Genomic DNA, 25,940 nt, shown 5'->3' with positions numbered 1-25,940 from the left:
GTGGCTTCCTTTCTCCTGCGTGAAAGCCTTCGATGTCCACGTCTTCTCCCAACAAGAACTGGCTGCTGGCCGCCGTCTGCCTGGCAGCGCTGGGCATGCCGCTGAGCTTCACCGGCCCGGCGGTGGTGCTGCCCGCGATCCGCGATGCGCTGGGCGGCAGCCCGGTGCAACTCAACTGGGTGACCAACGCCTTCATGCTGAGCTTCGGCGCCACGCTGATGGCGGCCGGGGCGCTGGCCGATGCCTATGGGCGCAAGCGCGTGTTCCTGCTGGGGCTCGCGGTGGTGGCGCTGAGCAGCTCGCTACTGACGCTGGCTCCCGGCATCGTCGCCTTCGATCTGGCGCGGGCCCTGCAGGGGCTGGGCTCGGCCGCGGCCTTCGCGGCGGGCACGGCCGCGCTGGCGCAGGTGTTCGACGGCGCGGCGCGCACGCGGGCCTTCAGCCTGATCGGCACTTCGTTCGGCGTGGGGCTGTCGTGCGGCTCCATCCTCTCGGGCTGGCTCGCCGAGAGCTTCGGCTGGCAGGCGGTGATGCTGAGCCCTGGCGCGGTCAGCCTCGTGGCGCTGTGCATCGCCGCGCCGAGCATGCGCGAGTCGCGCAATCCTGATGCCATGGGGCTCGACATGCCGGGCACGGCGACTTTCACCGCTGCGCTGAGCCTGCTGACGCTCGGCGTACTGCAGGCGCCCGACAGCGGCTGGGGCAGCCCGTGGGTGCTTTGCGCGCTGGCGGGCGCGGCGCTGATGGGCACGGCCTTCATCGCCATCGAGCGGCGCGTGGCGCATCCCATGCTCGATCTGTCGCTGTTCCGTTTTCCGCGCTTCGTGGGCGTGCAACTGCTGGCTGCCGCGCCGGCCTATGGCTTCGTCGTACTGCTGGTGCTGCTGCCGATCCGCTTCATCGGGCTCGAAGGGCGCAGCGCGATCGAGGCGGGGACTTTCATGTTCGCGCTCTCGGGGCCGATCCTCGCCGTGCCGACGCTGGCGGCATCGCTTGCGCACCGGTTCTCGGCGGGCGTGATCTCGGCCGTGGGGCTGCTGGTGTGCGCGGCGGGGCTGTTCTGGCTCAGCCGCTGCGCGCCGGGCACGCCGCTGCACGACATCGTGTGGCCGCTGTTGTTGATCGGCGCCGGCATCGGCCTGCCGTGGGGCCTGATGGACGGGCTGGCCGTGAGTGTGGTGCCGCGCGAACGGGCGGGCATGGCATCGGGCATCTTCAACACCGTGCGGGTCGCGGGGGAGGGGATTGCGCTGGCGCTGGTAGGGGCCGGACTGACGGCACTTGTGACGGCGCAGCTGGGGCATGCCGCCGCCGCATCGCAGGCGGCGCAGCGCGTCACGACCGGGAACATGTCGCAGGCGCTGGCCCTGCTGCCCGGCATGGACCGCGCGGCGCTGCTGCATGCCTACGGCGCCGCATTCGGCACGCTGCTTTGCGTGCTGGCAGGCGTGACGGTGGTGACGGCGCTGGTGGTGTTTGCGTTCCTGCGTGGCGAGACTCACGCCGAGGCTGGTGCCGTGGCGCTGGAGTCGACGGCCTGTTGAGACCTGCTCAGGTTTGCGCTGCCGCTTCGAAGATGTCGCGCAGCCATTGCGTGAACACTCGCACCCGCGACGACAGCTGCCGGTTCTGCGCATAGAGCACCGAAACCGGCATCGGCGGTGGCGCGAAGCCGGGCAGCAGCACCTTCAGTCGCCCGTCTGCAAGTTCGCTGGCCACGCGATAGCGCGGCACCTGCACCAGCCCCAGGCCCGCGACGGCCGAGCCGGTGTACAGGTCGGCGCCCGTCACCGAGACGATGCCGCCGAGCTGCACGCTCGTCACCCGCCCATCGACCGTGAATTCGAGCGGCACCGCCTTGCCCGTGGCGCTGGAGATGTAGTGGATGGCGCGGTGCACCGACAGCGCTTCCACGCTCTCGGGCTCGCCGTGCTGCGCCAGGTAGGCCGGGCTCGCGACCGTGACCTGCGGCAGCAGCGCCACGCGCCGCCCGACCATCGATGAATCTTGCAGCGTGCCCGCGCGCAGGACGCAGTCGACGCCTTCGCGCACCAGGTCGACCAGCCGGTCGTCCTCGCCGATGTGCAGTTCCAGGTCGGGATATCGCGCCAGGAACGTCGGCAGCGCGGGCACCACGAAATGCCGCGCCAGCGTGCCCTGCAGGTTCACGCGCAGCAGCCCCTTGGGCGCCTCGTCGCGGAACAGGCCTTCGGCCTCTTCGACGTCGGCCAGCAGCCGAACGCAGCGGCGGTAGTAGGCCTCGCCGTCCTGCGTGAGGCGCACGGTGCGGGTGGTGCGCTCCAGCAGCCGGGTGCCCAGGCGCTGCTCCACGCGCTTGATGAGGTTGGTGACGGTGGCGCGCGGAATCTGCAGGTCTTCGGACGCCTGCGTGAAGCTCTGGCGCTCGGCGATGCGCACGAAGGCCAGCATTTCCTGGAAGCGGTCCATGGCCGGGCTCCGAATCTATTGTTGAAGTAAATGGAATGGTAATGGCGATTCAAGGCTGATTATCTTTGGATGGGAACGATCGATCATTCGTCTCACCAACCAACCACTGCAAAGGAAACAGCCATGAACAAGTCCTCCAACTCCAAAGTCGCCCTCGTCACCGGCGCATCGCGCGGCATCGGTGCCGCCATTGCGCGGCGGCTCGCCAAGGACGGCTTCGCGGTCGCCGTCAACTACGCGTCGAGCCCGGCGCAGGCCGACGCCCTCGTCGCCGAACTGCAGGCCGCCGGCGGCAAGGCTTTCGCGGTCAAGGCCGACGTGGCCAGCGCCGGCGAAGTGCGCGCCATGTTCGACGCCGTCGAGGCGCAACTCGGCAAGGTCGACGTGCTGGTCAACAACGCCGGCGTGCTCAAGACCGTGCCGCTGGCCGAACACACCGACGCGCTCTACGACCAGACCTTCGACATCAACGTACGCGGCACCTTCAACACGCTGCGCGAAGCCGCCACGCGCCTCAACGAGGGCGGGCGCGTCGTCAACTTCTCGAGCACCACGCTCGCGCTGAACATGCCCGGCTATGCGATCTACAACGCCACCAAGGCGGCGGTCGAGGCCTTCACGCACGTCTTCGCCAAGGAGCTGCGCGGCCGAAACATCACGGTGAACGCCGTGGCGCCGGGCCCGATCGCCACCTCGCTGTTCCTCGACGGCAAGACCGAAGAACAGATCCAGACCTTCGCCAGGATGCCGCCGCTGCAGCGCCTCGGCCAGCCCGAGGACATCGCTTCGGTGGTGGCCTTCCTCGCCGGCCCGGACGCGGGCTGGGTCAACGGGCAGGTCCTGCGCGCCAACGGCGGCGTGGCCTGAACTCCCGTCGAACCGCCCGAGGAGAAATCATCGTGAGCCAACAGACCTCTTCCGCTGCCACCCCGCGCTTCTTCAGCCTGGCCTACTCGGCCTTCACGCTGGCCGCCGCAGTGGTTGCCGCCGCCGCCTCGGCGGTGGCCCTTGTTCTCGAACTGCCCGTATGGGCGATGTTCGTCGGCTGGGTGGCCTTCTACACCCGTGGTGTCACGGCGCGCGATGGCGTGTTCAACCTCGTCTGCGTGAGCCTCGGCGTGCTGATCGGCAAGGCGGCGGCCGTGGCCATCGGCACACTGGCCCCCGTCGTGGGTGCCATGGCGCTGCCGCTTGTGGTGCTGGTCGTTGCGCTCGTCGTAGTGTCGATGCGCAGCGTGCCGCGTCTCAACAACCTGCTGTGCTACTTCCTCGGCCTGATCGCCTTCTTCGCGATTCACCAGCCGCCTTCGCTCTCGCTGTTCGGCACTCTGGGCGGCGCGATAGCGCTCGGATCGGTAGCCGCGTGGGCGGCCCATGCGCTGCAGCGTCGCGTGCATTGAAGGCAGCACGCCTCGATCTTTCCCGTCCCTTCCTTCCCCTCACATTCATTCCAGGAGTTCCATCATGCAATCCGTCATCCTTGTCACTGGCGCCGGCACCGGCATCGGCAAGCTCACCGCCCAGTCCCTCGCCGAAGCGGGCCACGTCGTCTACGCCTCGATGCGCGACGTCGCCGGGCGCAACAACGGCCGCGCCACCGAGCTGCGCGCACTGGCAGCGGCCAAAGGACTTCAGCTCCACCCGCTCGAACTCGACGTGCTCTCGCAGGACTCGGCCGATGCCGCCGCCGCGACCATCGTGCGCGAGCAGGGCCACCTCGACGTGGTGATGCAGAACGCCGGCCACCTCGTGGTCGGTCCGACCGAGGCTTTCACGCCCGAAGAGATCGTGAAGGTGTTCGACACCAACGTGCTCGGCGCGCAGCGCGTGAACCGCGCGGTGCTGCCGTACCTGCGCAGGCAGGAGTCGGGGCTGATGCTGTGGATCAGCAGCACCACCACCAAGGGCGGCTTTCCGCCGTTCATGGGCCCTTATGGCGCGGCCAAGGCGGCGATGGATTCGCTGGCCGTCACGCTGGCCTACGAGATCGCGCGCTTCGGCATCGAGACTTCCATCGTCGTGCCGGGCGCCTTCACCAGGGGCACCGACCACTTCCCGAGCGCGGGCAAGCCGGCCGATGCGGCGACCGCCGCCGCCTACAGCCGCTACGACGGCGTGATGGACCAGATCGGCGAACGCCTCTCGGCGCTGACGCCCGACAACGCCGACCCGCAGGCCGTGGCCGACGAGATCGTGCGCATCGTGGGCCTGCCCGCCGGCACGCGGCCGATGCGCTCGCTGATCGACTTCGTGGGCGACGGTGCGACGGAGGTGTTCGAGGTGTCGGAGCGTGTGCGCATCGAGTTCGCGAAGCGCATCGGCATGGGCGATCTGCTCGAAGCGAAGGTACGGCGCTAAGAGGCTAAGAGGAGGCTAAGGGAGGCGTCATAAAAGGTGGGGCGGTCTTCCTGTCCAATAGCGGCATGGAAAACCCACCCCACGACCTCGCGGAACGCGTGACCGAGCTCGAGATCAAGTCGAGCTACGCCGAAGACCTGCTCGACCAGCTGAACATGACGATCTACCGCCAGCAGCAGCAGATCGACCGGCTGATCCTGCAGGTGACGCAACTCAAGGAGCAGGCGCAAAGCGCGGGTCAGGACGGCGCTGCGCGCAACCCGCGCGACGAGCTACCGCCGCACTATTGAAGACGTTCAGCCGTGCGAGTGCCAGAGCACGGCGAAGAAATGGCAGGTGCTGCCCGCCAGCACGAACAGGTGCCACACCGAATGCGCGAAGCGCACCTTGTTGTCGAACAGGAACACCACGGCGCCCGCCGTATAGAAGAGCCCACCGGCCACGAGCCAACCCAGCCCCGCCGGTGACATGCGCTCGTACAGCGGCACCGCAGCCATCAGCGCCATCCACCCCATCGCCACATAGAGTCCGGTCGACCAAAGCGGATGCTGCAGCCGGTTGAACAGCTTGGCGCTCACGCCCAGCACGGCCGCCGCGCAGATGGCGCCGAACAGCGTCCACCCCAGCGGCCCGCGCAGCACGCCGAAGAGAAAGGGCATGTAGCTGCCCGCGATGAAAAGGTAGATGGCCGCGTGGTCCAGCCGGTTGAACCAGGCCTTGGCCCGGCCCATGGGCAGTGCGTGGTACAGCGTGGAGATCAGGTACAGCACGATGGCCGTGCCCGCGAAAAGACAGGCGCCGACCACGCCCGCGGCCTGCCCCTTCTGCACCGCGTTGTAGACCAGGATCGGCAGCGCGGCGATGGCCAGCGCCAGGCCCAGGCCGTGGCTCAGGGCATTGAAGAGTTCTTCCATCGCCGTCTGGTCGCGGGCTGCCAGCACGGAGGTGCGCTGCGAGGGTTGCGTCTGGGAGGGAGCTGTCGTCATCGGAACCTCATGCAGATGGAGAGATGTAGTGGTTGCCTACTTGACCTGCTGCTTGCCCAGCTTGCGCGCCAGCGTACGCCGGTGCATGCCGAGCCTGCGCGCGGTCTCCGAGATGTTGAAGCCGGTTTCGGCCAGCGTCTCGTGGATGCGCTCCCATTCGAGCGTCTTGATCGAGGTCGAGCGGTTGGTCAGCTCGACCTCCGTGGTGCCGGCGGCGCGGCCGAAGGCGGCCTCGATGTCGTCGGTGTTCGACGGCTTGGCCAGGTAGTGGCAGGCGCCGAGCTTGATGGCTTCCACCGCGGTGGCGATGCTGGCGAAGCCCGTCAGCACCACGATCAGCATCTTGGGGTTGTGCCGGTGCAGCATCTGCACGGCGGCCAGGCCCGAGGCCTCGCCGTTGAGCTTCAGGTCGACCACCGCGTAGCCGGGCGACGCGGTGGCCAGCAGGGCGTCGACTTCCGCGAGGTTGCCTGCCTGCGTCACGGCATAGCCGCGGCGCTCGAAGGAGCGGCCGAGCGCGCGCGCGAAGGCGTCGTCGTCCTCGACGATCAGCAACTGGCGCTCAGCTTCGGTTTCGGTCATTGCCTTCCACTTCGATGGTCTCGCCGTCGAGGACCTTTTCGTCGTCCTCTTCCGCCTCTTCTTCCAGCACGATGGCCGCGAGCGGCAGCGTGATCTTCACGATGGCGCCGCCCTCGGGCCGGTTGGCCGCCGCGACGCGGCCGCCGACAGTGCGCGCCACGTTCACGACCAGGAACAGCCCCAGCCCACCGCCGGGGCGGCCCTTGCTCGACTGATAGGGTTTGCCGAACTCCTTCAGGATGGCCGGCAGGAAGCCGGGGCCTGCGTCCGTGACCGTGATCGTCAGCGCGTCGGCGTCGTGCGCCGCCTCAAGGCGCAGCCAGTGCGGCGACGCCTCCAGCGCATTGTCGAGCACGTTGCAGATCATCTGCTTGAGGGCCGAGTCGGAGACCATGGGCAGGTCCCGGCCAAAGCGGTTGTCGTACTCGAAGTCTTCCACGGGGCGGGTGGTGCGCCACTCTTCGATCAGGTCGTCGAGGAAGGTGCTGACCGTGGTCTCTTCCGACGATTCGCCGCGCGCCTCGCCGGCCGACAGCAGGATGCCGCTCACGATGCTCTTGCAGCGCTGGATCTGCAGCTCCATCTCGGCCACCTCGGTCAGCAGCTCGGGGTCGGAGCTGAAATGCGGCAGCCGGCGCCAGTCGCCCAGGATCACCGCCAGCGTGGCCAGCGGCGTGCCCAGCTCGTGCGCCGCGCCCGAAGCCAGCAGGCCCATGCGCACGATGTGTTCTTCTTCCGAGGCGCGCTGGCGCAGGTCGGCCAGCCGGGCGTCGCGCGCGCGCAGGTTGCGGCCGATGCGGGTGATGAAGATCACGAGCAGCGCCGCGTTCAGCGCGAAGCACACCAGCATGCCCTGGATGTAGGGGCTCCACAGGCCGCGGTTGTGGTCCAGCGGCAGCGCGAGCGGACGCGAGAACAGCGCCAGCCCGGCGAAGCAGATGCTGGTGATGACCACGATGGTCCAGGTCGACCAGGGCTTCAGCAGCACCGCGCCGAGCGTCACCTGCAGCAGGAACAAAAACACGAAGGGGTTGGTCGCGCCGCCGCTCAGGTAGAGCTGCGCCGTGAGCGTGGCCACGTCGACCAGCAGCGCGAGGAACAGTTCGCCGTTGGTCACGCGCCGGTGGCTGCGCGAACGCAGCATGCTCACCATGTTGAAGAGCGCGAGGCAGGTCAGCACCTGCAGCATGTGGTCCAGCGGCAACCGGATCGCGAAGCCGTAGTGCACCACCAGGATGGTGACGACCTGCCCGACCACGGCGAACCAGCGCAGCTGGATCAGCTGCTGCATGTTCTGGTGGCCCGTGGCGTTGTCGAGGCTCGCGACGCCGGCGCGGGGGGCGTGCAGTTCGCCCGCGACCGCGGCGGTGTCAGTCGTCGCGGCGAGCATCTTGGGCGGGGCGGGCTTCGGCATGGGCCGCATTTTCGTCGCTGCGCCGCACGAACCAGGCCGCGACCAGCACCATCAGGGCCAGGCCGTACCACGTCAGGGCGTAAACCAAGTGGCTGTTGGGAAAGGCGATGACCGTCAGGCCGGCGGCGGGCCATGCGGGGGTGTCGATGCTGGCTGTGGCCTGCGCGGGCGCGGCCTCGGCATCGACGAAGTAGGGCGCGACATTGTTCAGGCCGCGCGCCGCGGCAATGGCCTGCACGTCGCGCGAGAACCAGCGATCGGCGGCCGCGTCGTTCTTGCGCAGGAAGCCGCCCTTGGGCTCGGTGAGGCGCAGCAGGCCGGCCACGGTGGTCTCGCCCTGCGGCTCTGGCGCGGTGCGGGCCGGGCGTTCGCGTGCTTCAGGCGGCACGAACCCGCGATTGACGAGCACCACGGTGCCGTCCGCGCTGCGCAGCGGGGTCAGCACCCAGAAGCCGGCGCCGAGCTTGGTGCTGGCTTGCACCAGCGTCTCTTTGTCGTGGAGAAAAGTGCCGGCAAGGCGGACATGCCGATATTCATCGTTGGCCGCGTTGGCCGCGTTGACCGTGGGCCATTCGGTTCGCCCGGGCGCCGCGGCAGCCGGGGCATGCACGCGCTGTTCGACGCGGGCGATGAGATCGAGCTTCCAGGCCCTGCGCTCGACCTGCCAGGTGCCGAGCGCGAAGAAGCCGGCAAAGGCGAGGGCTGCGCCGACCGCCAGCGCCACCCGCGCGGCGGTGGAACGCTGGCGGACCGCTGCCGCCATCAGGGCATGTTCTTCATGTCGTGCATCGAGGCCGGCATCATGTTGGTGTTCATGTGGTACATGACCCACAGCGAACCGGCCAGCGTGATGACCACGAGCACGAGCGTGAAGATCAGCGCCAGCATGTTCCAGCCGCCTTCGGACTTGGCGTCCATGTGCAGGAAGTACACCATGTGCACCACGATCTGCACCACGGCGAAGGCCAGGATGACGAGGGCGGTGGTGTTGGGCTTGTCGAAGACCTTGGCCATCACGAGCCAGAACGGAATGGCGGTGAGGATCACGGCCAGCACGAAGCCGGTCATGTAGCCCTTGAAGGTGCTGTGGCTCACAGGGCCATCGTCGTGGCTGTCATGGCCATGTGCGCCGTGGCCGGCGGTTTCGGTGTGCGCGCTCATTGCAGCGATCCCATCAGATACACGAAGGTGAAGACGCCGATCCAGACCACGTCCAGAAAGTGCCAGAACATCGACAGGCACATCAGGCGGCGGCGGTTGGCGGCGGTGAAGCCGTGCTTGGGCAGCTGGATCATCAGCACGATGAGCCAGACGATGCCGAAGGTCACGTGCAGGCCGTGGGTGCCCACCAGTGCGAAGAACGACGACAGGAAGGCGCTGCGCTGCGGGCCCGCGCCTTCGTGGATCAGGTGCGCGAACTCGTACAGCTCCAGGCCGATGAAGCCCGCGCCCAGCAGGCCGGTGATGGCCAGCCAGACCAGCACGGCGCCCATGCGGCGCTTCTGCATCTCGAGCACGGCGAAGCCGTACGTGATGGACGACAGCAGCAGCAGCGAGGTGTTGATTGCCACCAGCGGCAGGTCGAACAGGTCGGCGCCCGAGGGGCCGGCCGCGTAGCTGCGGCCCAGCACGCCGTACACCGCGAACAGGCACGCGAAGATGAGGCAGTCGCTCATCAGGTAGAGCCAGAAGCCCAGCAGCGTGCCGTTCTCGGGGTGGTGGTCTTCGTTGCGGACGTTGAAGACCTCGAACGCGGGCGCGTTCGACGCTTGGCCGGCGCTGCCGGCGGAAAGAGCGGTGGTGTTAGACATGGGCAGCTAGCAGGCGCGTGCGCGCGTCTTCGGTGCTGACGACTTCTTCCGTGGGGATGTGGTAGTCGCGCTTGTAGTTGAACGTGTGGATGATCACTGCGGCGAGCATGGCGACGAAGCCGATGCCGGCCACGAGCCACATCTGCCAGATCATTGCGAAGCCGCCCACCGCGGCCAGCGCCGCGATGATGAAGCCGGCGGCCGTGTTCTTGGGCATGTGGATCGGGCTGAAGCCTTCCAGCGGACGCTGGTAGCCGCGGGCCTTCATGTCGGACCAGGCGTCGTTGTCATGCACGCGCGGCGTGAACGCGAAGTTGTAGGCCGGCGGAGGCGACGAGGTCGACCATTCGAGCGTGCGGCCGTTCCACGGGTCGCCCGTGGTGTCGCGCAGCGATTCGCGGCGAATGAAGCTCACCACCAGCTGGATGATGAACGAGGCGATGCCCAGCGCGATCAGCACGGCGCCGAAGGCGGCAACCTGGAACCAGATCTGCAGCGACATGTCCTGGAAGTGGTTCATGCGGCGGGTGACGCCCATCAGGCCCAGGATGTACAGCGGCATGAAGGCGAACCAGAAGCCGACGATCCAGAACCAGAACGAGCACTTGCCCCAGAATGGGTCGAGCTTGTAGCCGAAGGCCTTCGGGAACCAGTAGGTGATGCCCGCCAGCATGCCGAACAGCACGCCGCCGATGATCACGTTGTGGAAGTGGGCGATCAGGAACAGGCTGTTGTGCAGCACGAAGTCAGCCGGGGGAACGGCCAGCAGCACGCCGGTCATGCCGCCGATCACGAAGGTGATCATGAAGCCGATGGTCCACATCATGGGCAGCTCGAAACGGATGCGGCCGCGGTACATGGTGAAGAGCCAGTTGAAGATCTTCGCGCCCGTCGGGATCGAGATGATCATCGTCGTGATGCCGAAGAACGAGTTCACGCTGGCACCGGAGCCCATGGTGAAGAAGTGGTGCAGCCAGACGAGGTACGACAGGATGGTGATCACGACCGTGGCGTACACCATCGAGGCGTAGCCGAAGAGGCGCTTGCCGGAGAAGGTGGAGACCACTTCCGAGAAGATGCCGAAGGCCGGCAGGATCAGGATGTACACCTCGGGGTGGCCCCAGATCCAGATCAGGTTCACGTACATCATGGCGTTGCCGCCGAGGTCGTTCGTGAAGAAGTTGGTGCCGACGTAGCGGTCGAGCGACAGCAGGGCCAGCACGGCGGTCAGCACCGGGAAGGCTGCAACGATCAGAACGTTGGTGCACAGCGCGGTCCAGGTGAACACGGGCATCTTCATCATCGTCATGCCGGGCGCGCGCATCTTCACGATGGTTGCCAGCAGGTTCACGCCGGATAGCAATGTGCCCACCCCCGCTATCTGCAATGACCATATGTAGTAGTCGACCCCCACGTCGGGGCTGAAGAGAATGCCCGACAGCGGCGGGTAGGCCAGCCAGCCGGTCTTGGCGAATTCACCGACGAACAGCGACGCCATCACGAGGCCGGCGCCGAAGGTGGTCATCCAGAAGCTGAAGTTGTTCAGGAACGGGAAGGCCACGTCGCGCGCGCCGATCTGCAGCGGCACCACGAAGTTCATGAGGCCCGTGACCAGCGGCATCGCCACGAAGAAGATCATGATCACGCCGTGGGCGGTGAAGACTTGGTCGTAGTGGTGCGGCGGAAGGAAGCCGGCGTTGTCGCCGAAGGCCATCGCCTGCTGGGCCCGCATCATCAGCGCGTCGGCGAAGCCGCGCAGCAGCATCACCAGGCCCAGGATGATGTACATGATGCCGATCTTCTTGTGGTCGATGCTGGTGATCCAGTCGCGCCACAGCATGCCCCACAGCTTGAAGTAGGTCAGTGCGCCGAGGACGGCGATGCCGCCCAGCACCACGCCCGCAAAGGTCGCGAGCAGGATCGGTTCGTGGAAGGGAATCGCCTCCCATGAGAGGCGGCCGAAGACGAGCTTCGTCAGGTCTAGGTTCTGCAACATCTTATTCTTCGGTGGTGCACATCGCGGTGACGTACTTGCGCTTGGGCGTGTCGAGTGAATCGACCTGCCAGGCTTGCTTGGTGGCAACGTTGAAGGCGCCGGGCTTGCCCATGCCGCCGTCGGCGTCGATGGCCATCATTTCCTTCATGCACATCTTGTTGCGGTCCACGCACAGGTTGAGGATGGCGTCGTACAGGGCAGGGTCCACGGCGGCGTAGTGACGCACGGGCTCGCGCTCGCTCGGCACTTCGAGCTTCTTGTAGAGATCGCGCGTGAGTTCGCCGTCCTTGCCGGCCTTGACCTTCTGGACCCACTGGTCGAAGTCGCCGTTGCTCAGGCCGTGGAACTTGAAGCGCATGCCCGAGAAGCCGGCACCGCTGTAGTTGGCGGAGAAGCCTTCGAACTCGCCCGGCTTGTTGATCACCGCGTGCAGCTTGGTTTCCATGCCCGGCATGGCGTAGATCTGGCCGGCCAGCGCGGGGATGAAGAACGAGTTCATCACCGAGGAGGCCGTGATCTTGAAGCTGATCGGGCGGTCCACCGGGGCGGCCAGCTCGTTCACCGTGGCGATGCCCTGCTCGGGGTAGATGAAGAGCCACTTCCAGTCGAGTGCCACCACTTCGACCACCAGCGGCTTGGTTTCGGCCGGAATCGCGCGCTGGGCGTCGAGGCGGCGCAGCGGCTGGTAGGGGTCGAGAGTGTGGGTGCTGATCCAGGTGATGGCGCCGAGCGCGATGATGATGAGCAGCGGTGCCGCCCAGATCGCCAGTTCGAGCTGGGTCGAGTGGTCCCAGTCGGGGCTGTAGGTGGCCTCTTTGTTGGATTGGCGATAGCGCCAGGCAAAGAAGATGGTCAGGGCGATCACCGGGATGATGATGATCAGCATCAGCACGGTGGAGACGACGATGAGGCGTCCCTGCTGATTGGCGATGTCGCCGGATGGGTTCATCAGCACCGTGTTGCAGCCCGCCAGGAGCATGGCGGAAAGCAGCAGGAGTGATCGGCGAAGGTTCTTGAGGATGTGCATGCCGAAGGAAAAGAGGTGCAGGGGCGACGCAAAAAGACCCCACAATCTACGCCTGAAGACGGGTTTCGCCTATTGGACGTTTTGTCCTATGGCGGTAAATGTGATTCGGTGCGACGCTCTGGGATCTCCATGGTCTTATGGTGTCGCGCCCCGGCGTGACACCTGAATTACAGCAAGCAATGACGACGTCCAGCATCAGTCCGCAAGGCGCACAGCCGCTGCCGAACTCGCCCGAGCATGGCGGCGCCCGGCAGGGCGACGACCACTCGCACATCGCCCCCGGCGAGATCGCGGTCGGCGTGATCATCGGCCGCGCCTCCGAATATTTCGACTTCTTCGTCTACGGCATCGCCTCGGTGCTGGTGTTCCCGGCGGTCTTCTTTCCGTTCGAGCAGCACCTCGAGGGCGTTCTCTATTCGTTCCTGATCTTCTCCTTCGCCTTCATTGCGCGTCCGTTCGGAACTGTCATCTCGATGGTCATCCAGCGACGATTCGGGCGGGAGGCCAAGCTCACGTCGGCGCTTTTCGTGCTGGGCACCTCCACCGCCGGCATCGCCTTCCTGCCGGGCTATGCGAGCCTGGGCTTCACGGCGATCGTGCTGCTGTCGGTGTTCCGTTTCGGCCAGGGCCTGGCGCTGGGCGCTTCCTGGGACGGCCTGCCGTCGCTGCTGGCGCTGAATGCGCCCGCCAATCGCCGTGGCTGGTACGCCATGCTGGGCCAGTTGGGCGCGCCCATCGGCTTCTTCATTGCCAGCGCGCTGTTCGCTTACCTGTATTCGAGCCTGCCGTCCGAAGACTTCCTCGACTGGGGCTGGCGCTACAGCTTCTACGTGGCCTTCGCGATCAACGTGGTGGCGCTGTTCGCCCGCCTGCGCCTGGTGGCCACCGACGAATACTCGCGCCTGCTCGAAGAGCGTGAACTGGAGCCCACCAGCGTGAGCGAACTGGTTCGTTCGCAGGGCGCCAACCTGCTGATCGGCGCCTTCGCCGCGCTGGCCAGCTATGCGCTGTTCCACCTGATCACGGTGTTCCCGCTGTCGTGGATCACGCTGTATTCCGACCAGTCGGTCACCGAATTCCTGATCGTGCAGATGATCGGCGCAGTGCTCGGCGCCGCCGGCATCGTGGCTTCGGGCCTGCTGGCCGACCGCATCGGCCGACGCTTCACGCTGGGCGGCCTGGCTGCCGTGATCGCGGCTTTCAGTGGTTTCGCCCCCACGCTGCTCGATGGCGGCCGCGTCGGGCAGGACATCTTCATTCTGCTGGGCTTCGTGATCCTGGGCCTGTCGTACGGCCAGGCGGCCGGCGCCGTGACTTCGAACTTCGCGCCCAAGTACCGCTACGTTGGCGCGGCGCTCACGGCCGACCTGGCCTGGCTGATCGGTGCGGCGTTCGCGCCACTGGTTGCCCTCGGCCTGTCGGCCCACTTCGGTCTGGCCTACGTCAGCATCTACCTGCTGTCGGGTGCCATCGCCACGCTGGGCGCGCTGGGGCTGAACCGGGCACTGGCGCGGGACTGACGATTTGCACAAGGCAGCCAACTGCCGCCGTTTCTTTCAAAAGGGGCCGTTTCGGCCCCTTTTTCATTAGGATGCCCCGATGTTCGCCGCCGCAATCTTCGACATGGACGGGCTGCTGATCGATTCGGAGCGGCCCATCATGGCCGCCTGGATCGAGGCCGCCCGCACGCTCGACATCGAGCTTTCGCACAGCCAGTACCTGCAGGTCGTCGGGCTGGCCATGACCGAGTCCGAACACATCCTCGCGTCGCTGCTGGGCGGTGCGGATGCCTACAACCACGCCGTGGCTCATGTCCGCCAGCGCCTGCAGCTGGAGCGCTCTGACGGTGCGCCGCTGTTTCCCATCAAGCCCGGCGCGGCCGAATTCCTGAGTGCGCTGCGCGAACGTGGCACTCGCTGCGCCGTGGCCTCGTCGTCGACCAGCGGGCAGATCCAGGCCTGCCTTGGCAGCCTGGGCGTGCTGCACCATTTCTCGGCTTTTGCGGGCGGCGACGAGGTTGCGCGCGCCAAGCCCGATCCGGCGCTCTACCTGCTCGCGGCCGAACGGCTGGGCGTGGACCCGGCGGAATGCATCGCCTTCGAGGACAGCGAGAACGGCGCCAAGGCGGCGCTCGCTGCGGGCATGCGTGTCGTGGTCGTGCCCGACCTTAAGCACCCGCCCGCATCCATCATCGAGCGGGCCTTCCATGTGCTCGAGTCGCTGCACGAAGCGGTGCCGCACCTGCCGCGCTGGTTTCCTGCCGAGGCCGCGACAAGGCTCTCATGATCAAGATCGGCACGCTCTGCCATGTGGTCGACAGCTGCCTGGCGTCGCCCTTCACGGAGCGTGCGGTGGGCCGGATCGTTGAAGTGGTCTCGCCGCCCTACGAGGCGCCGAGCGAACGCTACCTGCCCGGCACGTACTACGACGTGCTGTTCGAGGGCTGGACCTTCTATTGCCGCAGCGACAAGCTCGTGCCCATTTCCGACCCCGATGCCGAGATCGAACGCTGGGAAGACGCCTTCCTCGACGAGCCTTCGCCGGCCGTTCAGAGCACTTCGTCGCGCAACTGCGGGAACACCTTCGACACCTTCGCGAGCAGGTAGTCGCCATAGCGTCCGCTGAAGGCGTGCACGTTGGCGCGGTCCCAGCGCTCGGCGCTGTCGTCGCGCGCCTCGGCGCCTGCGAGGCCTTCGATGCGCTGCACGCGCGCCTCGAAGTTCGGATCGAAGAACAGCGGAAACGACAGCCGGTCGCGCCCCGAAGTGTTGCGCTTCACCCGGTGCGGCGTCGACTTGTAGAGCCCGCCGGTCATGCGGTCGAGCATGTCGCCGATGTTGCAGACGAACGAGCCCGCCACGGGGGGCGCGTCGATCCAGCCACCCGGCGTGTGCACCGCGAGGCCGCCGATCTGGTCCTGGTGCAGGATCGTGAGCAGCCCGTAGTCGGTGTGCTCGCCCACGCCCCACTGCACGTCTAGGCCTTCAGGCACGGCCTGTGTCGGATAGTTGAAGAGGCGGAACAGGATCAGCGGGTCGGCCGTGTAGCGTTCGGCGAAGTAGTCCGCGTCCAGGCCGAGGCTCAGCGCGATGCCTTCCATCAGCCGGTGACCCAGCTGCGTGACGGCCGCCATGTAGTCGAGGATGGTCTCGCGAAAGCCCGGCACGTCGGGAAACAGGTTTGGCCCGTGCACTGGCGTTTTCGCCTGCACCAGTGGGTGCGTGGCGGGCAGTTCGGTGCCGAGGTAGAGGCCTTCCTTCCAGTCGGGCCGGCCCGAGGTCAGCTCGCCGCCGAGCGGGAAGAAGCCGCGCCAGGCGCGTCCGCCGAGGGCCATGCGCCACTGCATCTTGGTTTCTTCGGGCAGCTCGAAGAAGCGGTGGCTCAGCTCTTCGAGCCGCTTCACCAGCGCCGCATCGACGCCGTGGCCCGTCACATAGAAGAAGCCGTAGGCGCGGCAGGCGGCGCCGATCTGCGCGGCGACGACGTCGCGCCCGGCTGTGCCGGCAACGAGCGGCGCGACGTCGATGAGGGGGAGGGTGGTGTCGGTCATGCGTCTCTCGCGAAAGGCGATCGGATGTCGGACAGGAACTGCTGCGCACGCGGATGCTGTGGCCGGTTGAAGAAGTCGTCGGGCGTGGCGCGCTCCAGCACCTTGCCTTCGTCCATGAACAGCACGCGGTCGGCCACCTCGCGAGCGAAGCCCATTTCGTGCGTCACGCAGACCATCGTCATGCCGTCGCGTGTCAGGTCGCGCATCACCAGCAGCACTTCGCCGACCATTTCGGGGTCGAGCGCGCTGGTGGGTTCGTCGAACAGCATCAGCGGCGGCTGCATCGCGAGCGCGCGTGCAATTGCCACGCGCTGCTGCTGGCCGCCCGACAGTTCGCTTGGCCATGCGTTGGCCTTGTTCGACAGGCCCACGCGATGCAGCAGCGCCATCGCGCGCTCGTCGGCCTCCTTGCGCGTGAGGCCGCGCAGCTGCATCGGCGCCATCGTGCAGTTCTGCAGCACCGTGAGATGCGGGAACAGGTTGAACTGCTGGAACACGAAGCCGATGCGCGAGCGGAAGGCGTTCACGTCCAGGCCCGGCGCATGGATGTCCTGCCCGTCGACGACGATGCGGCCCGATTGAATCGGCTCCAGCCGGTTGAAGGTGCGGATCAGCGTCGACTTGCCCGAGCCCGAGGGCCCGCACACCACGACGACTTCGCCCTTGTGGATGGTCTCGCTGATGTCGACCAGCGCGTGGTAGCTGCCGTACCACTTGTTGACTTTTTCGAGTTCGATCATGCGGACACCTTGGCGGTGGCTGTAGAGATGCCGCGGCGCGCGAGCCGGCGTTCCAGCCAGTAGGCGAAGCGCGACAGGCCGAAGCAGAGAATGAAATACGTCCCGCCCAATATCAGGTAGATCTGCGCGGGCTTGGTGAACACCTGCGTGTTGATCTGCGTCGCGATGAACGACACCTCGGCCAGCCCGATGATGTAGCCCAGCGAGGTTTCCTTGATGGTCGAGACGAACTGGTTCACCAGGGAGGGCAGCATGCTGCGCAGCGCCTGCGGCAGCACCACGAGCCGCATCGCTCGGCCATAGCCCAGGCCCAGTGCGCGGGCCGTTTCCATCTGCCCGCGCGGCAGGCCCTGGATGCCGGCGCGCACGATCTCGGCGAGGTAGGCGGCATCGAACACCACGAGCGCGATCAGCATGGTGGTGAACTGGTCGGTCTTCACGCCCGTGACGCTGGGCAGGAAGAAGTAGGCCCAGAAGATCACCATCAGCAGCGGCAGTCCGCGCACCACGAACACGAAGCCCGTGACCGGCCAGCGCAGCCAGCGCCACGGGCTTACGCGCGCCAGGCCGAGCACGATGCCCAGCGGCAATGCCAGCACGAGGCCGCAGGAGGCCAGCAGCAGCGTGAGCACCAGCCCGCCGAGCGGGCCGTTGGGGTACTGCCCGATGAGGAAGTAGACCCAGTAGTCGTTGATGATCTGCAACATCGCGTTGGCGCCCTCAGATGGTCCGCACCGGGTAACGGTGGTGGTACCAGGTCGCCAGCCCGGTGATGGCCAGCGACACCGTCAGGTACGCCGCGCTCGCGAACGCAAAAGACTCGAAGCTGCGGAAGGTCGCGCTCTCGACCTGGCCCGCCTGGTACATCAGCTCGGCCACGCCGATCACTGTGGCGATGGAGGTGTTCTTCCAGAGGCTCAGCGTCTGCGAGATGAGCGGCGGAATGGTCACGCGCAGCGCCTGCGGCAGCACCACGCGGCGCATGGTGGCCAGGTAGCTGAAGCCCATTGCGCGGCCGGCTTCGAACTGCACCGAAGGAATCGCGCGGATGCCGCTGCGGATGTCTTCCGCCATGAAGGCGGCCGTGTACAGCGCCAGCGCGATCACAGCGCTGTAGGCCTCGATATGCCCCGCGTAGAGCCATTGCTTGATGGCCTCGGGCAGCAGTTCGGGCGCGCCGAAGTACCAGAACAGCATGTGCGCGAGCAGCGGGATGTTGCGGATCGACTCGACGTACGCAAAGCCGAGCCAGCGCAGCGGCGCGAAGGGCGACAGCCGCAGGAGCGCCACCACCAGTGCGATGGGCAGCGCCAGCACCAGCGCGGCCGCGAGCAGCTGCAGCGACAGCAGCAGGCCCGCGATGAGCATGTCGTGGTACTTGCCCGTCAGCAGCAAGGAATAGTCGAACAGGGGCATGGGGGCGACAGTATCACCGCCGCGAAGGGCCGGGGCCGCGTGCCCCCATCCCGGCCTTCCCCCGGCGGGGGAAGGAGAAACGCGGGCTCAGTCGATCTTGTCGGAGTCGAGCTTGAAGTCGCGCGTCTGGAAGCCAGAAGCCGTCGTCGGGCCGTACCACTTGATGAAGATCTTCTGCGCTTCGCCCGACTTCTCGAGCTCGCGCAGCGTGTCGTCCACCACGGCCTTCAGGCCGGTCTCGCCCTTCTTGATGCCGATGGCCAGCGCCTCGGTGCTCAGGTTCTGCTTGAGCACCACGTACTGCGCCTTCTGCGGGCCCAGCTTGGCGTAGCTGCGCAGCAGTGCGGCCTCGTCGTCCACATAGCCCACGCCCTTGCCCTGCTGCAGCGCCTGGAAGGCCTGCTGGCTCGTGTCGAAGGTCACGACCTCGACGTTGGGCACGGCCTTGCGGATGTTGGGCTCCTGCGTGCCGCCGCGGATGGTCAGCACCTTCTTGCCTGCGAGCTGCGGCACTTCGCTGATGCCGCTGTCTTTCTTCACGATGGCCTTCTGGCCGGTGACGAAGGTGGTGAGAGAGAAGTCGATCTGCGCCTCGCGCTCCTTGTTGTGCGTGAGGCCGGCTGCCACCAGGTCAACGTGGCCCTGCTGCAGCTCCGGAATGCGCGCGGCCACAGCGATCTGCTTGAGCACCGGCTTCACGCCGATCTTCTTGGCGATGGCGTTCACCAGGTCGACTTCGTAGCCGACGATCTGACGCGTCTTCGGATCGACGAAGGTCGCGGGCTCGTCGGTGCCGAGCACGCCGACGACCAGTTCGCCCTTTTTCTTGATGTCGGCCAGCTGGTCGGCGTGGGCGACGGTGCCGAGCAGGAAGGTGGAAGCGGCGACGGCCGCGGCGAGCATGGTATGGCGCATAGGTTGTCTCTCTCCTAAAGGAAATTCAGGGTCGAACCATATCAATAAAACCCCTGATTATTAAATCGTCAATCGACATATGCATATGGACAGGCTGAAGGCGGTTATTACGGGCTGGGTTAAATTCGCGGCGCCAAAAACGCGCTCCCGCCGTTTTCTTCCCGCATCTCATCCAGCGAGATCCTCATGATCATCAAACCCCGCGTACGTGGCTTCATCTGCGTCACGACCCATCCCACCGGCTGCGAAGCCAACGTCAGGCAGCAGATCGACTACGTCAAGGCTCAGGGGCCCATCGCGGGCGGCCCGAAGAAGGTGCTGGTGATCGGCGCATCGACCGGCTACGGCCTGGCCGCGCGCATCACCGCCGCTTTCGGCAGCGGCGCCGACACGCTCGGCGTGTTCTTCGAACGCCCGGGCAGCGAAACCAAGCCCGGTTCGCCCGGCTGGTACAACACCGCCGCCTTCCATCGCGCCGCGACAGCCGAAGGCCACTACGCGAAGAGCATCAACGGCGATGGCTTCTCCGACGCGGTGAAGCAGCAGGTCATCGACACCATCCGCGCCGACCTTGGCCAGGTCGACCTCGTCGTCTACAGCCTGGCAGCGCCGCGACGCACGCACCCGAAGACCGGGCAGGTCTTCAACTCGGTGCTCAAGCCCATCGGCAAGTCGGTGAACCTGCGCGGCCTCGACACCGACAGCGGGGCCGTGAAGGAAACGGTGCTCGAACCCGCGACGCAGGAAGAAATCGACAACACCGTGGCCGTGATGGGCGGTGAAGACTGGCAGATGTGGATCGACGCGCTGCAGCAGGCCGGCGTGCTGGCCGACGGCGCGAAGACCACCGCCTTTACCTATCTGGGCGAGCAGATCACGCACGACATCTACTGGAACGGCTCCATCGGTGCCGCCAAGAAGGACTTGGACCAGAAGGTGCTGGGCATCCGCGCGCAACTGGCGGCCAAGGGCGGCGATGCGCGCGTGTCGGTGCTGAAGGCGGTCGTCACGCAGGCCAGCTCGGCCATTCCGATGATGCCGCTGTACCTGTCGCTGCTGTTCAAGGTGATGAAGGCGCAGGGCACGCACGAGGGCTGCATCGAGCAGGTGCACGGGCTCTTCGCCGAAAGCCTCTACGGCAGCGCACCGCACATCGACGAGGACGGCCGCCTGCGCGCGGACTACAAGGAACTGGCGCCGCAGGTGCAGGCTCGCGTGCTGGAGCTCTGGCCGCAGGTGACCGGCGACAACCTCGACGAGCTCACCGATTTCGCCGGCTACAAGACCGAGTTCCTGCGCCTCTTCGGCTTCTCGGTGGAGGGCGTGGACTACGAGGCCGACGTGAACCCCGACGTGGCCATTCCCGGCCTCGTGCAGCTCTAGCAAGCGCCCGGAGGGATACTCCAGCCCATGCAGATTCAAGAAAAGCCGCCCGCCGGCACGCCGTTCGACTGGATCGGCGGCGAACCGAAGGTAGAGGCGCTGGTCGAGCGCTTCTACGACCTGATGGACCTCGAGCCCGCCTATGCGCAGTTGCGCGCCGTCCACGGCACCAGCCTCGACAACGCGCGCCAGCGCCTGTTCTGGTTCCTGTGCGGCTGGCTCGGCGGCCCGCAGCACTATACCGACCGTTTCGGCCATCCGATGCTGCGGGCGCGCCACCTGCCGCAGAGCATCGGCGGCCACACCATCGGCATCAAGGAGCGCGACCAGTGGCTGGCCTGCATGGACCAGGCCATGGGCGAGACGGGCGTGCCGGAAGACTTGCGCGAGCGCCTGCGCGACTCCTTCTTCAAGACCGCCGACTGGATGCGCAACCGCGGCGAGTGACCGACCGATCACACAACGATTTCGAAAGACGCTTCTCCATGAATTCCATCGTCATCATCGGCGGCGGCCACGCTGCGGCCCAACTCTGCGCCGGCCTTGCCGAAGCAGGGCAGGGCGCGCGCGTGCACCTGGTCTGCGAGGAAGCCTGCGAGCCGTATCACCGCCCGCCGCTCTCCAAGGCCTTTCTCAAGAGCGCGGAAGAAACCACGCAGCCGCACAAGGCCGCCGACTGGTATCGCGAGGCGGGCATCACGCTGCACCTGGGCGATGCCGCCGTGGCCATCGACCGCGAGGCGCACACCGTCACTCTGCGTTCGGGCGCGATCCTGCCGTGGCAGCAACTGGTGCTGGCCACCGGCACCCGCGCGCGCCAGATGCCGGATTTGAAGCCGGGCCTGGAAAACGTCGCGAGCCTGCGCGCGGCCGACGAAGCGCATCGCCTGCGCACGCGGCTCGCGGCGGCCGAACATGTGACGGTGCTCGGCGGCGGTTTCATCGGGCTCGAAGTGGCGGCCACCGCCAAGGCGCTCGGCAAGTCGGTGCAGGTGATCGAGAGCGCGCCGCGCCTGCTGGGGCGCGCGGTGTCGCCCGAGTTGTCGGCGCACGTGCTCGCCACGCACCGCGCGGCCGGCATCGACATCGTGCTCGGCGCGCAGACCGGCGCGTTCGAAGTCGAAGGCGACCGGCTGGTGTCGGTGCAGGTCAACGGCGTGAAGCAGCCTGTCGACCTGCTGCTGCTCGGCATCGGCGCAGTGCCCGAGACCGCGCTCGCGCAAGCGGCCGGCATCGAATGCGCGGACGGCATCGTGGTCGACGGCCACATGCAGACCAGCGCGGCCGACGTGCTCGCGGTGGGCGACTGCACGCGCTTCCCCGACCGCCGCGCGGGCCGGGCGCTACGGCTCGAATCGGTGCAGAACGCCAACGACCAGGCGCGTACCGCAGTGGCCACGCTGACCGGCGCGGCGCGCGCGCACGACGCGGTCGCGTGGTTCTGGTCCGACCAGGGCGGCATGCGGCTGCAGATGGTCGGCCTGATGCCGGCCGAAGGCACGCCGGGCCTGAGCAGCGTGCGCCGCGCGGGGCCGAAGCCCGATGCGTTCTCGCTTTTCCATTACGTCGACGGGCAGCTCGTGTGCGTGGAGTCGGTGAATGCGCCGGTCGATCACATGATGAGCCGCAAGCTGCTCGAAGCGGGGCGCAACCCCGATGCGGCGGCGGTGGCGGATGCGGCGGTACCACTAAAGAATCACCTGTCGTGAACCTGTCGTAAGAGTGCCGCAGGTCAGGCGCGGTTCACTGGCCTGTCACTCCGCTTTCAGAGACTGGTCTTCCTCTAATTTGCAGGGAGACCTCTCGATGAAGAACGATGCAGCGGCCACGTCGCTTTCGCGTTTTGTCCCCATGACCACCTGTGCCGCCGTCCTGGCCGCCGCGCTCACCGCCTGCGGTGGCGGAAGCGGCGGCGGCACCGTCGTCATTCCGCCGGTGACGTCGGACCCGACGCCCACCACGCCCGCACCGGTGGCCAAGGGCACGCGCACCACGGTGGCCCTGCTCGAAACCACCGACCTGCACTTCAACGTGCTGAGCTTCGACTACTTCAAGGTTGCCGAAGACAAGTCGTACGGCTACGAGCGCGCGTCCACGCTGATCAACGCGGCGCGCAAGGAGTTCGCCAACACGATGCTGTTCGACAGCGGCGACACCATCCAGGGCACGGCGCTGGCCGACTACGAGGCGCTGATCAACCGCATTCCGTGCACGCAGCCGCTGTCGATGTACAAGGCGATGAACGCCACGGGCTTCGATGCCGGCACGCTCGGCAACCACGAGTTCAACTACGGCCTGGAGTTTCTCAATCAGGCAATCGGCGGCGGGCTCGATGTCGATGGCGTGGACGCCACCAAGAAGTGCGTCGGGCCGAGCTTTCCGCTGGTGCTGGCGAACGTGCAGAGCGTGAAGACCGGCAAGCCGCTGCTCGCGCCGTACGTCATCCTGAACAAGCAGTTCACCGCGACCGGGCCCGACGGCAAGAGCGTTACGGTGCCGCTGAAGGTTGGCGTGATCGGCTTCACCACGCCCGGCATCATGAACTGGGACAAGCGCTACCTCGAAGGCAAGCTGCGCACTGAGGGCACGGTGGAAGCGGCAACCCGGTACATCCCCGAACTGCGCGCCAAGGGCGCCGACATCGTGGTCGCGCTGCAGCACGGCGGGATCGACGGATCGGCCTACTCGCCGACGATGGAGAACTCGGCCCTGTACCTTGCTAAGGTGCCGGGCATCGACGCGCTGATGATGGGCCACCAGCACGCCGTTTTCCCCGACCGCAGCGCCAAGCCCGGCTTCACGCAGGCCGGCGTGGACAACACGGCCGGCACCGTCAACGGTGTGCCGGCGGTGATGGCTTCGTCGTGGGGCAAGTCGCTGGGCCTCATCAAGCTGGAGCTGGAGTACGACGGCAAGGCCTGGAGCGTGGACAAGAGCAAGACCGTGGTCGACGCGCGCTCCACGCAGACAGGCAAGGACAGCGCCAACAAGGCCGTGTACGTCGATGCCGACCCTGCGATCGCTCCGCTGGTCGATACGCAGCACAAGGCCGCGATCACCTACGTGAAGACGCCTATCGGCAGTACCGACTTCCGCATGAACACCTTCTTCGCGGACGTGGGCGACCCGGGTGCGATCCAGATCGTGAACCAGGCGCAGGCCGACTACGTGAAGGCCTACATCCAGGCCAACCTGTCGCAGTACGCGAGCCTGCCGGTGCTGTCGGTGAGCGCGCCCTTCAAGTCGGGCTACGAAGGCGGTCGCGACTACACCGACGTGGCCGTGGGCAACCTGGCGATCTTCAATGCGGCCGACCTGTACCTGTACCCGAACACGGTGTATGCGGTGAAGGTGACGGGCGCGGAAATCAAGAGCTGGCTCGAAGCAGCGGCCAAGCGCTTCAACAGGATCAGCCTGACGGCCACGGCCGACCAGCAGCTCATCAGCACCTTTCCGGGCTACAACTTCGACATGTTCACCACGCCCGACGTGCAGTACGAGATCGACGTGACGCAGGACGTGGGCAGCAGGATCAAGAACCTGACGTACCTGGGCGCTGCGATCGACCCGGCGAAGGAGTTCGTCATCGCGACGAACAACTACCGTGCGACGAGCGGTGCGAGCTTCATCCCCGCGCTGGACGGGCGCGCGACGATCTATGCATCGCCGGATGCGAACCGCGACGTGCTGATCGACTACATCAAGGCCAGGAAGACCATCACGCGTGCAACCAACGGTGCGGCGCGCAGCTGGCGTTTCACGCAAGTGACGACGGCGGGGAATGTGGTGTTCACGTCGGGGCAGGGTCAGCTGAGCGCTGCGACGGATGCCGGATTGACGAACATCTCGCTGCTGACGGCCGATGACGGCAGCGGCAAGGGCCGCTCGGTCTACAAGCTCGATCTGAGCCAGTAAGGCAAAAGAGAAGCCGGCGTCCCGTGCGGCTCAGCGCCGCGCGGGCGCCAGCAGCACGACGAGGGCGCCGGCCCCGCCTTCAGCAGGCTTGGCCTGTACGAAGGCGATCACTTCGTTCTTCTGGATCAGCCAGCGCTGGGTCTTGGTCTTCAGCACCGGCTGCTTGCCCGGCGAACCCAGCCCCTTGCCGTGCACCACGCGCACGCAGCGCAACCCTTGCTTGTAGGCCGTGCGGATGAAGCCGCCGAGCGCCTCCCGCGCCTCGTCGCTGCGCAGCCCGTGCAGGTCGACCTGCGCCTGGATCGCCCAGTCGCCCTTGCGCAGCCGCGCCGTCACATCGGTGCCGATGCCGGGGCGGCGGAAGCTCATGGCGTCGTCCACGTCGAGCAGCGTGGTCACGTCGAACTCGTCGGAGAGCGACTCGCGCAGCACGCGCTGCTCGTCGAGCTGGTGCTGCACGGGGATGGGCGCGGGCGGCTCCGGTGCGAGCGGCACGGCGGCTTTGCGGCGCAATGGTTCGGTGGCGCCGATGGCTCGGGCGAACAGGTCTTTCTCGGCGGCGCGCTTGCGTTCGGCCGCTGCCTTGGCGGCTGCCTCGGCGGCTTCGCGCTCGCGGGTTTCGGCGAGCGCGCGCTGCACCTGCTTGAGGTCGGCGAGGTTCTTGAGCGAGGGAGCGCGCGAGCCCATCAGAGCAGCCCTCTCTCGGCCATCGAAAAACTCTGCCCGGGGCTCACGATGATGTGGTCGAGCACCCGCACGTCCACCAGCGCCAGGGCGGCTCGCAGCGTTTGCGTGAGCGACTCGTCGGCACGCGAGGGCTCGATGTTGCCGCTCGGGTGGTTGTGCGCCAGCACCACGGCCGCGGCCTGGTGGTGGATGGCACGCGTGACGACCTCACGCGGGTAGACGCTGGTCTGCGTGAGCGTGCCGCGGAACATTTCTTCCAGAGCGATCATGCGGTGCTGCACGTCGAGGAACACCACCGCGAAAACTTCATAGGAGCAGGAGCCGATGTGCAGCTGCAGGTATTGCTTCACTGCGCCGGGCGAGTCGAACACCGCGCGCTCCTTGAGCCTTTCGCCCATGGCACGGCGTGCCAGTTCGAGCACGGCGATCAGCTCGGAGCGCTTGGCGCTGCCGCCCATGCCCTTGACGGCCTTGAGGTCTTCGGCGCCGGTGTGCAGCAACCCCGAGAGCCCGCCGAAGCGCTCGAGCAGTTGCTGCGCCAGCTGCAGCACGTTCTTGCCCGCAACTCCGGTGCGCAGCAGCAGGGCCAGCAGCTCGGCATCGGCCAGCGCGGACGCTCCCCGCGAGATGAGTTTTTCGCGGGGACGGGCGTCTAGGGGGAGATCCTTGAATGACATGAAACCCTGGGGGTGAAACCTTGGCGGAGCCGGGT

28 protein-coding genes are annotated in these 25,940 nt (G+C 66.8%); 12 read left to right on the top strand and 16 right to left on the bottom strand.

Going from position 1 to position 25,940, the window contains the following annotated elements; translation table 11 throughout:
* The first annotated feature begins 32 nt into the window (after nucleotides 1-32).
* Complete coding sequence (locus ACN9MV_RS25285; RefSeq protein ID WP_426390019.1) at nucleotides 33-1,544, top strand: MFS transporter; 1,512 nt, start codon at nucleotides 33-35, stop codon at nucleotides 1,542-1,544.
* 7 nt (nucleotides 1,545-1,551) lie between these two features.
* On the opposite strand, the gene ACN9MV_RS25280 is transcribed toward ACN9MV_RS25285, so the two are convergent.
* On the bottom strand, nucleotides 1,552-2,448 hold the full coding sequence (locus tag ACN9MV_RS25280; protein WP_426390018.1) for a LysR substrate-binding domain-containing protein: 897 nt from the start codon (nucleotides 2,446-2,448) through the stop codon (nucleotides 1,552-1,554).
* Nucleotides 2,449-2,571: 123 nt separating this feature from the next.
* Here ACN9MV_RS25280 and ACN9MV_RS25275 point away from each other — a divergent pair, with 123 nt between their 5' ends.
* The 4 genes from ACN9MV_RS25275 to ACN9MV_RS25260 all read left to right on the top strand — a co-directional run bounded on the left by ACN9MV_RS25275 (nucleotide 2,572) and on the right by ACN9MV_RS25260 (nucleotide 5,096).
* Nucleotides 2,572-3,315, top strand: a complete 744-nt coding sequence (locus tag ACN9MV_RS25275) for an SDR family oxidoreductase (protein ID WP_426390016.1) — start codon at nucleotides 2,572-2,574, stop codon at nucleotides 3,313-3,315.
* 32 nt (nucleotides 3,316-3,347) lie between these two features.
* Nucleotides 3,348-3,848, top strand: a complete 501-nt coding sequence (locus tag ACN9MV_RS25270) for a DUF1097 domain-containing protein (RefSeq protein WP_426390015.1) — start codon at nucleotides 3,348-3,350, stop codon at nucleotides 3,846-3,848.
* A gap of 64 nt (nucleotides 3,849-3,912) precedes the next feature.
* Complete coding sequence (locus ACN9MV_RS25265; protein WP_426390014.1) at nucleotides 3,913-4,806, top strand: SDR family oxidoreductase; 894 nt, start codon at nucleotides 3,913-3,915, stop codon at nucleotides 4,804-4,806.
* Nucleotides 4,807-4,871: 65 nt separating this feature from the next.
* Nucleotides 4,872-5,096, top strand: coding sequence for a SlyX family protein (locus ACN9MV_RS25260; protein ID WP_007839244.1), 225 nt, complete (start codon nucleotides 4,872-4,874; stop codon nucleotides 5,094-5,096).
* Nucleotides 5,097-5,102: 6 nt separating this feature from the next.
* Here ACN9MV_RS25260 and trhA read toward each other — a convergent pair whose 3' ends face one another.
* Genes trhA through cyoA form a run of 8 tightly spaced genes read right to left on the bottom strand, consistent with a single transcriptional unit; the run spans nucleotide 5,103 to nucleotide 12,622 of the window.
* Nucleotides 5,103-5,792, bottom strand: a complete 690-nt coding sequence (gene trhA / locus ACN9MV_RS25255; RefSeq protein WP_177142429.1) for a PAQR family membrane homeostasis protein TrhA — start codon at nucleotides 5,790-5,792, stop codon at nucleotides 5,103-5,105.
* Nucleotides 5,793-5,828: 36 nt separating this feature from the next.
* Nucleotides 5,829-6,374, bottom strand: a complete 546-nt coding sequence (locus tag ACN9MV_RS25250) for a response regulator transcription factor (protein WP_093057984.1) — start codon at nucleotides 6,372-6,374, stop codon at nucleotides 5,829-5,831.
* Nucleotides 6,355-7,788 carry an ATP-binding protein gene (locus ACN9MV_RS25245; protein ID WP_426390013.1) on the bottom strand — a complete coding sequence of 478 codons (1,434 nt, stop codon included), beginning with the start codon at nucleotides 7,786-7,788 and terminating at the stop codon, nucleotides 6,355-6,357. Before ACN9MV_RS25245 ends, ACN9MV_RS25250 begins: the two co-directional genes overlap by 20 nt.
* A complete protein-coding gene (locus ACN9MV_RS25240) occupies nucleotides 7,745-8,551 on the bottom strand; it encodes an SURF1 family protein (protein WP_426390012.1) in 807 nt (268 codons plus the stop codon). Before ACN9MV_RS25240 ends, ACN9MV_RS25245 begins: the two co-directional genes overlap by 44 nt.
* On the bottom strand, nucleotides 8,551-8,949 hold the full coding sequence (gene cyoD, locus ACN9MV_RS25235; protein ID WP_093057982.1) for a cytochrome o ubiquinol oxidase subunit IV: 399 nt from the start codon (nucleotides 8,947-8,949) through the stop codon (nucleotides 8,551-8,553). The genes ACN9MV_RS25240 and cyoD overlap by 1 nt, the downstream gene beginning before the upstream one ends.
* Entirely contained in the window at nucleotides 8,946-9,599 is a 654-nt protein-coding gene (gene cyoC, locus ACN9MV_RS25230) for a cytochrome o ubiquinol oxidase subunit III (RefSeq protein ID WP_093057981.1), read from the bottom strand. Before cyoC ends, cyoD begins: the two co-directional genes overlap by 4 nt.
* A complete protein-coding gene (gene cyoB, locus ACN9MV_RS25225; protein ID WP_093057980.1) occupies nucleotides 9,592-11,595 on the bottom strand; it encodes a cytochrome o ubiquinol oxidase subunit I in 2,004 nt (667 codons plus the stop codon). Before cyoB ends, cyoC begins: the two co-directional genes overlap by 8 nt.
* A 1-nt stretch (nucleotide 11,596) precedes the next feature.
* Nucleotides 11,597-12,622 carry a ubiquinol oxidase subunit II gene (cyoA, locus tag ACN9MV_RS25220; RefSeq protein ID WP_093077606.1) on the bottom strand — a complete coding sequence of 342 codons (1,026 nt, stop codon included), beginning with the start codon at nucleotides 12,620-12,622 and terminating at the stop codon, nucleotides 11,597-11,599.
* A gap of 179 nt (nucleotides 12,623-12,801) precedes the next feature.
* On the opposite strand from cyoA, the gene ACN9MV_RS25215 reads away from it, so the two are divergent.
* The 3 genes from ACN9MV_RS25215 to ACN9MV_RS25205 all read left to right on the top strand — a co-directional run bounded on the left by ACN9MV_RS25215 (nucleotide 12,802) and on the right by ACN9MV_RS25205 (nucleotide 15,228).
* Entirely contained in the window at nucleotides 12,802-14,142 is a 1,341-nt protein-coding gene (locus ACN9MV_RS25215) for an MFS transporter (RefSeq protein ID WP_093057978.1), read from the top strand.
* A 79-nt stretch (nucleotides 14,143-14,221) separates the two neighbouring features.
* Nucleotides 14,222-14,908 carry an HAD family hydrolase gene (locus ACN9MV_RS25210; RefSeq protein ID WP_426390010.1) on the top strand — a complete coding sequence of 229 codons (687 nt, stop codon included), beginning with the start codon at nucleotides 14,222-14,224 and terminating at the stop codon, nucleotides 14,906-14,908.
* The gene (locus ACN9MV_RS25205; RefSeq protein WP_093178640.1) at nucleotides 14,905-15,228 is read left to right on the top strand and encodes a hypothetical protein; all 324 of its coding nucleotides are present in this window, start codon (nucleotides 14,905-14,907) and stop codon (nucleotides 15,226-15,228) included. Before ACN9MV_RS25210 ends, ACN9MV_RS25205 begins: the two co-directional genes overlap by 4 nt.
* Here ACN9MV_RS25205 and ACN9MV_RS25200 read toward each other — a convergent pair.
* The 5 genes from ACN9MV_RS25200 to ACN9MV_RS25180 form a co-directional block, all read right to left on the bottom strand.
* A complete protein-coding gene (locus ACN9MV_RS25200) occupies nucleotides 15,171-16,172 on the bottom strand; it encodes an isopenicillin N synthase family dioxygenase (protein WP_426390008.1) in 1,002 nt (333 codons plus the stop codon). The genes ACN9MV_RS25205 and ACN9MV_RS25200 overlap by 58 nt on opposite strands.
* Nucleotides 16,169-16,912: an amino acid ABC transporter ATP-binding protein gene (locus ACN9MV_RS25195; RefSeq protein ID WP_097198262.1), complete on the bottom strand. Its 744-nt coding sequence runs from the start codon at nucleotides 16,910-16,912 to the stop codon at nucleotides 16,169-16,171. The genes ACN9MV_RS25200 and ACN9MV_RS25195 overlap by 4 nt, the downstream gene beginning before the upstream one ends.
* Nucleotides 16,909-17,619 (bottom strand): amino acid ABC transporter permease, encoded by a 711-nt coding sequence (locus ACN9MV_RS25190; protein WP_081265922.1) that lies wholly within the window; start codon nucleotides 17,617-17,619, stop codon nucleotides 16,909-16,911. Before ACN9MV_RS25190 ends, ACN9MV_RS25195 begins: the two co-directional genes overlap by 4 nt.
* Nucleotides 17,620-17,632: 13 nt before the next feature.
* On the bottom strand, nucleotides 17,633-18,328 hold the full coding sequence (locus ACN9MV_RS25185) for an amino acid ABC transporter permease (protein WP_426390007.1): 696 nt from the start codon (nucleotides 18,326-18,328) through the stop codon (nucleotides 17,633-17,635).
* Between the two features lie 87 nt (nucleotides 18,329-18,415).
* A complete protein-coding gene (locus ACN9MV_RS25180) occupies nucleotides 18,416-19,243 on the bottom strand; it encodes an ABC transporter substrate-binding protein (protein ID WP_426390005.1) in 828 nt (275 codons plus the stop codon).
* 186 nt (nucleotides 19,244-19,429) lie between these two features.
* On the opposite strand from ACN9MV_RS25180, the gene fabV reads away from it, so the two are divergent.
* The 4 genes from fabV to ACN9MV_RS25160 all read left to right on the top strand — a co-directional run bounded on the left by fabV (nucleotide 19,430) and on the right by ACN9MV_RS25160 (nucleotide 24,541).
* Entirely contained in the window at nucleotides 19,430-20,626 is a 1,197-nt protein-coding gene (fabV, locus tag ACN9MV_RS25175; protein WP_307616204.1) for an enoyl-ACP reductase FabV, read from the top strand.
* A 27-nt stretch (nucleotides 20,627-20,653) separates the two neighbouring features.
* Entirely contained in the window at nucleotides 20,654-21,073 is a 420-nt protein-coding gene (locus ACN9MV_RS25170) for a group II truncated hemoglobin (protein ID WP_093057971.1), read from the top strand.
* Nucleotides 21,074-21,111: 38 nt separating this feature from the next.
* The gene (locus ACN9MV_RS25165; protein ID WP_093077341.1) at nucleotides 21,112-22,335 is read left to right on the top strand and encodes an NAD(P)/FAD-dependent oxidoreductase; all 1,224 of its coding nucleotides are present in this window, start codon (nucleotides 21,112-21,114) and stop codon (nucleotides 22,333-22,335) included.
* Nucleotides 22,336-22,477: 142 nt separating this feature from the next.
* Entirely contained in the window at nucleotides 22,478-24,541 is a 2,064-nt protein-coding gene (locus ACN9MV_RS25160) for a bifunctional 2',3'-cyclic-nucleotide 2'-phosphodiesterase/3'-nucleotidase (protein WP_426393200.1), read from the top strand.
* Between the two features lie 30 nt (nucleotides 24,542-24,571).
* On the opposite strand, the gene ACN9MV_RS25155 is transcribed toward ACN9MV_RS25160, so the two are convergent.
* Both ACN9MV_RS25155 and radC read right to left on the bottom strand, forming a co-directional pair.
* On the bottom strand, nucleotides 24,572-25,228 hold the full coding sequence (locus ACN9MV_RS25155; protein WP_093057969.1) for a Smr/MutS family protein: 657 nt from the start codon (nucleotides 25,226-25,228) through the stop codon (nucleotides 24,572-24,574).
* Nucleotides 25,228-25,905, bottom strand: coding sequence for a RadC family protein (gene radC, locus ACN9MV_RS25150; RefSeq protein WP_093057968.1), 678 nt, complete (start codon nucleotides 25,903-25,905; stop codon nucleotides 25,228-25,230). Before radC ends, ACN9MV_RS25155 begins: the two co-directional genes overlap by 1 nt.
* Between the last annotated feature and the right edge of the window lie 35 nt (nucleotides 25,906-25,940).

The sequence above is a fragment of the Variovorax sp. R-27 genome (assembly GCF_049913215.1).
Classification (GTDB): domain Bacteria; phylum Pseudomonadota; class Gammaproteobacteria; order Burkholderiales; family Burkholderiaceae_C; genus Variovorax.
The sequence above is the reverse complement of the archived record's forward strand: the minus strand, read 5'-3'. Positions and strand labels throughout refer to the sequence as shown.

Excerpts from the sequence above, each read along its gene's own strand:
- ACN9MV_RS25285 (WP_426390019.1), top strand. The coding sequence starts at position 33 with ATGTCCACGTCTTCTCCCAACAAGAACTGGCTGCTGGCCGCCGTCTGC.
- ACN9MV_RS25280 (WP_426390018.1), bottom strand. The coding sequence starts at position 2,448 with ATGGACCGCTTCCAGGAAATGCTGGCCTTCGTGCGCATCGCCGAGCGC.
- ACN9MV_RS25275 (WP_426390016.1), top strand. The coding sequence starts at position 2,572 with ATGAACAAGTCCTCCAACTCCAAAGTCGCCCTCGTCACCGGCGCATCG.
- ACN9MV_RS25265 (WP_426390014.1), top strand. The coding sequence starts at position 3,913 with ATGCAATCCGTCATCCTTGTCACTGGCGCCGGCACCGGCATCGGCAAG.
- ACN9MV_RS25260 (WP_007839244.1), top strand. The coding sequence starts at position 4,872 with ATGGAAAACCCACCCCACGACCTCGCGGAACGCGTGACCGAGCTCGAG.
- trhA (WP_177142429.1), bottom strand. The coding sequence starts at position 5,792 with ATGACGACAGCTCCCTCCCAGACGCAACCCTCGCAGCGCACCTCCGTG.
- ACN9MV_RS25250 (WP_093057984.1), bottom strand. The coding sequence starts at position 6,374 with ATGACCGAAACCGAAGCTGAGCGCCAGTTGCTGATCGTCGAGGACGAC.
- ACN9MV_RS25245 (WP_426390013.1), bottom strand. The coding sequence starts at position 7,788 with ATGCCGAAGCCCGCCCCGCCCAAGATGCTCGCCGCGACGACTGACACC.
- ACN9MV_RS25240 (WP_426390012.1), bottom strand. The coding sequence starts at position 8,551 with ATGGCGGCAGCGGTCCGCCAGCGTTCCACCGCCGCGCGGGTGGCGCTG.
- cyoD (WP_093057982.1), bottom strand. The coding sequence starts at position 8,949 with ATGAGCGCGCACACCGAAACCGCCGGCCACGGCGCACATGGCCATGAC.
- cyoC (WP_093057981.1), bottom strand. The coding sequence starts at position 9,599 with ATGTCTAACACCACCGCTCTTTCCGCCGGCAGCGCCGGCCAAGCGTCG.
- cyoB (WP_093057980.1), bottom strand. The coding sequence starts at position 11,595 with ATGTTGCAGAACCTAGACCTGACGAAGCTCGTCTTCGGCCGCCTCTCA.
- cyoA (WP_093077606.1), bottom strand. The coding sequence starts at position 12,622 with ATGCACATCCTCAAGAACCTTCGCCGATCACTCCTGCTGCTTTCCGCC.
- ACN9MV_RS25215 (WP_093057978.1), top strand. The coding sequence starts at position 12,802 with ATGACGACGTCCAGCATCAGTCCGCAAGGCGCACAGCCGCTGCCGAAC.
- ACN9MV_RS25210 (WP_426390010.1), top strand. The coding sequence starts at position 14,222 with ATGTTCGCCGCCGCAATCTTCGACATGGACGGGCTGCTGATCGATTCG.
- ACN9MV_RS25205 (WP_093178640.1), top strand. The coding sequence starts at position 14,905 with ATGATCAAGATCGGCACGCTCTGCCATGTGGTCGACAGCTGCCTGGCG.
- ACN9MV_RS25200 (WP_426390008.1), bottom strand. The coding sequence starts at position 16,172 with ATGACCGACACCACCCTCCCCCTCATCGACGTCGCGCCGCTCGTTGCC.
- ACN9MV_RS25195 (WP_097198262.1), bottom strand. The coding sequence starts at position 16,912 with ATGATCGAACTCGAAAAAGTCAACAAGTGGTACGGCAGCTACCACGCG.
- ACN9MV_RS25190 (WP_081265922.1), bottom strand. The coding sequence starts at position 17,619 with ATGTTGCAGATCATCAACGACTACTGGGTCTACTTCCTCATCGGGCAG.
- ACN9MV_RS25185 (WP_426390007.1), bottom strand. The coding sequence starts at position 18,328 with ATGCCCCTGTTCGACTATTCCTTGCTGCTGACGGGCAAGTACCACGAC.
- ACN9MV_RS25180 (WP_426390005.1), bottom strand. The coding sequence starts at position 19,243 with ATGCGCCATACCATGCTCGCCGCGGCCGTCGCCGCTTCCACCTTCCTG.
- fabV (WP_307616204.1), top strand. The coding sequence starts at position 19,430 with ATGATCATCAAACCCCGCGTACGTGGCTTCATCTGCGTCACGACCCAT.
- ACN9MV_RS25170 (WP_093057971.1), top strand. The coding sequence starts at position 20,654 with ATGCAGATTCAAGAAAAGCCGCCCGCCGGCACGCCGTTCGACTGGATC.
- ACN9MV_RS25165 (WP_093077341.1), top strand. The coding sequence starts at position 21,112 with ATGAATTCCATCGTCATCATCGGCGGCGGCCACGCTGCGGCCCAACTC.
- ACN9MV_RS25160 (WP_426393200.1), top strand. The coding sequence starts at position 22,478 with ATGACCACCTGTGCCGCCGTCCTGGCCGCCGCGCTCACCGCCTGCGGT.
- ACN9MV_RS25155 (WP_093057969.1), bottom strand. The coding sequence starts at position 25,228 with ATGGGCTCGCGCGCTCCCTCGCTCAAGAACCTCGCCGACCTCAAGCAG.
- radC (WP_093057968.1), bottom strand. The coding sequence starts at position 25,905 with ATGTCATTCAAGGATCTCCCCCTAGACGCCCGTCCCCGCGAAAAACTC.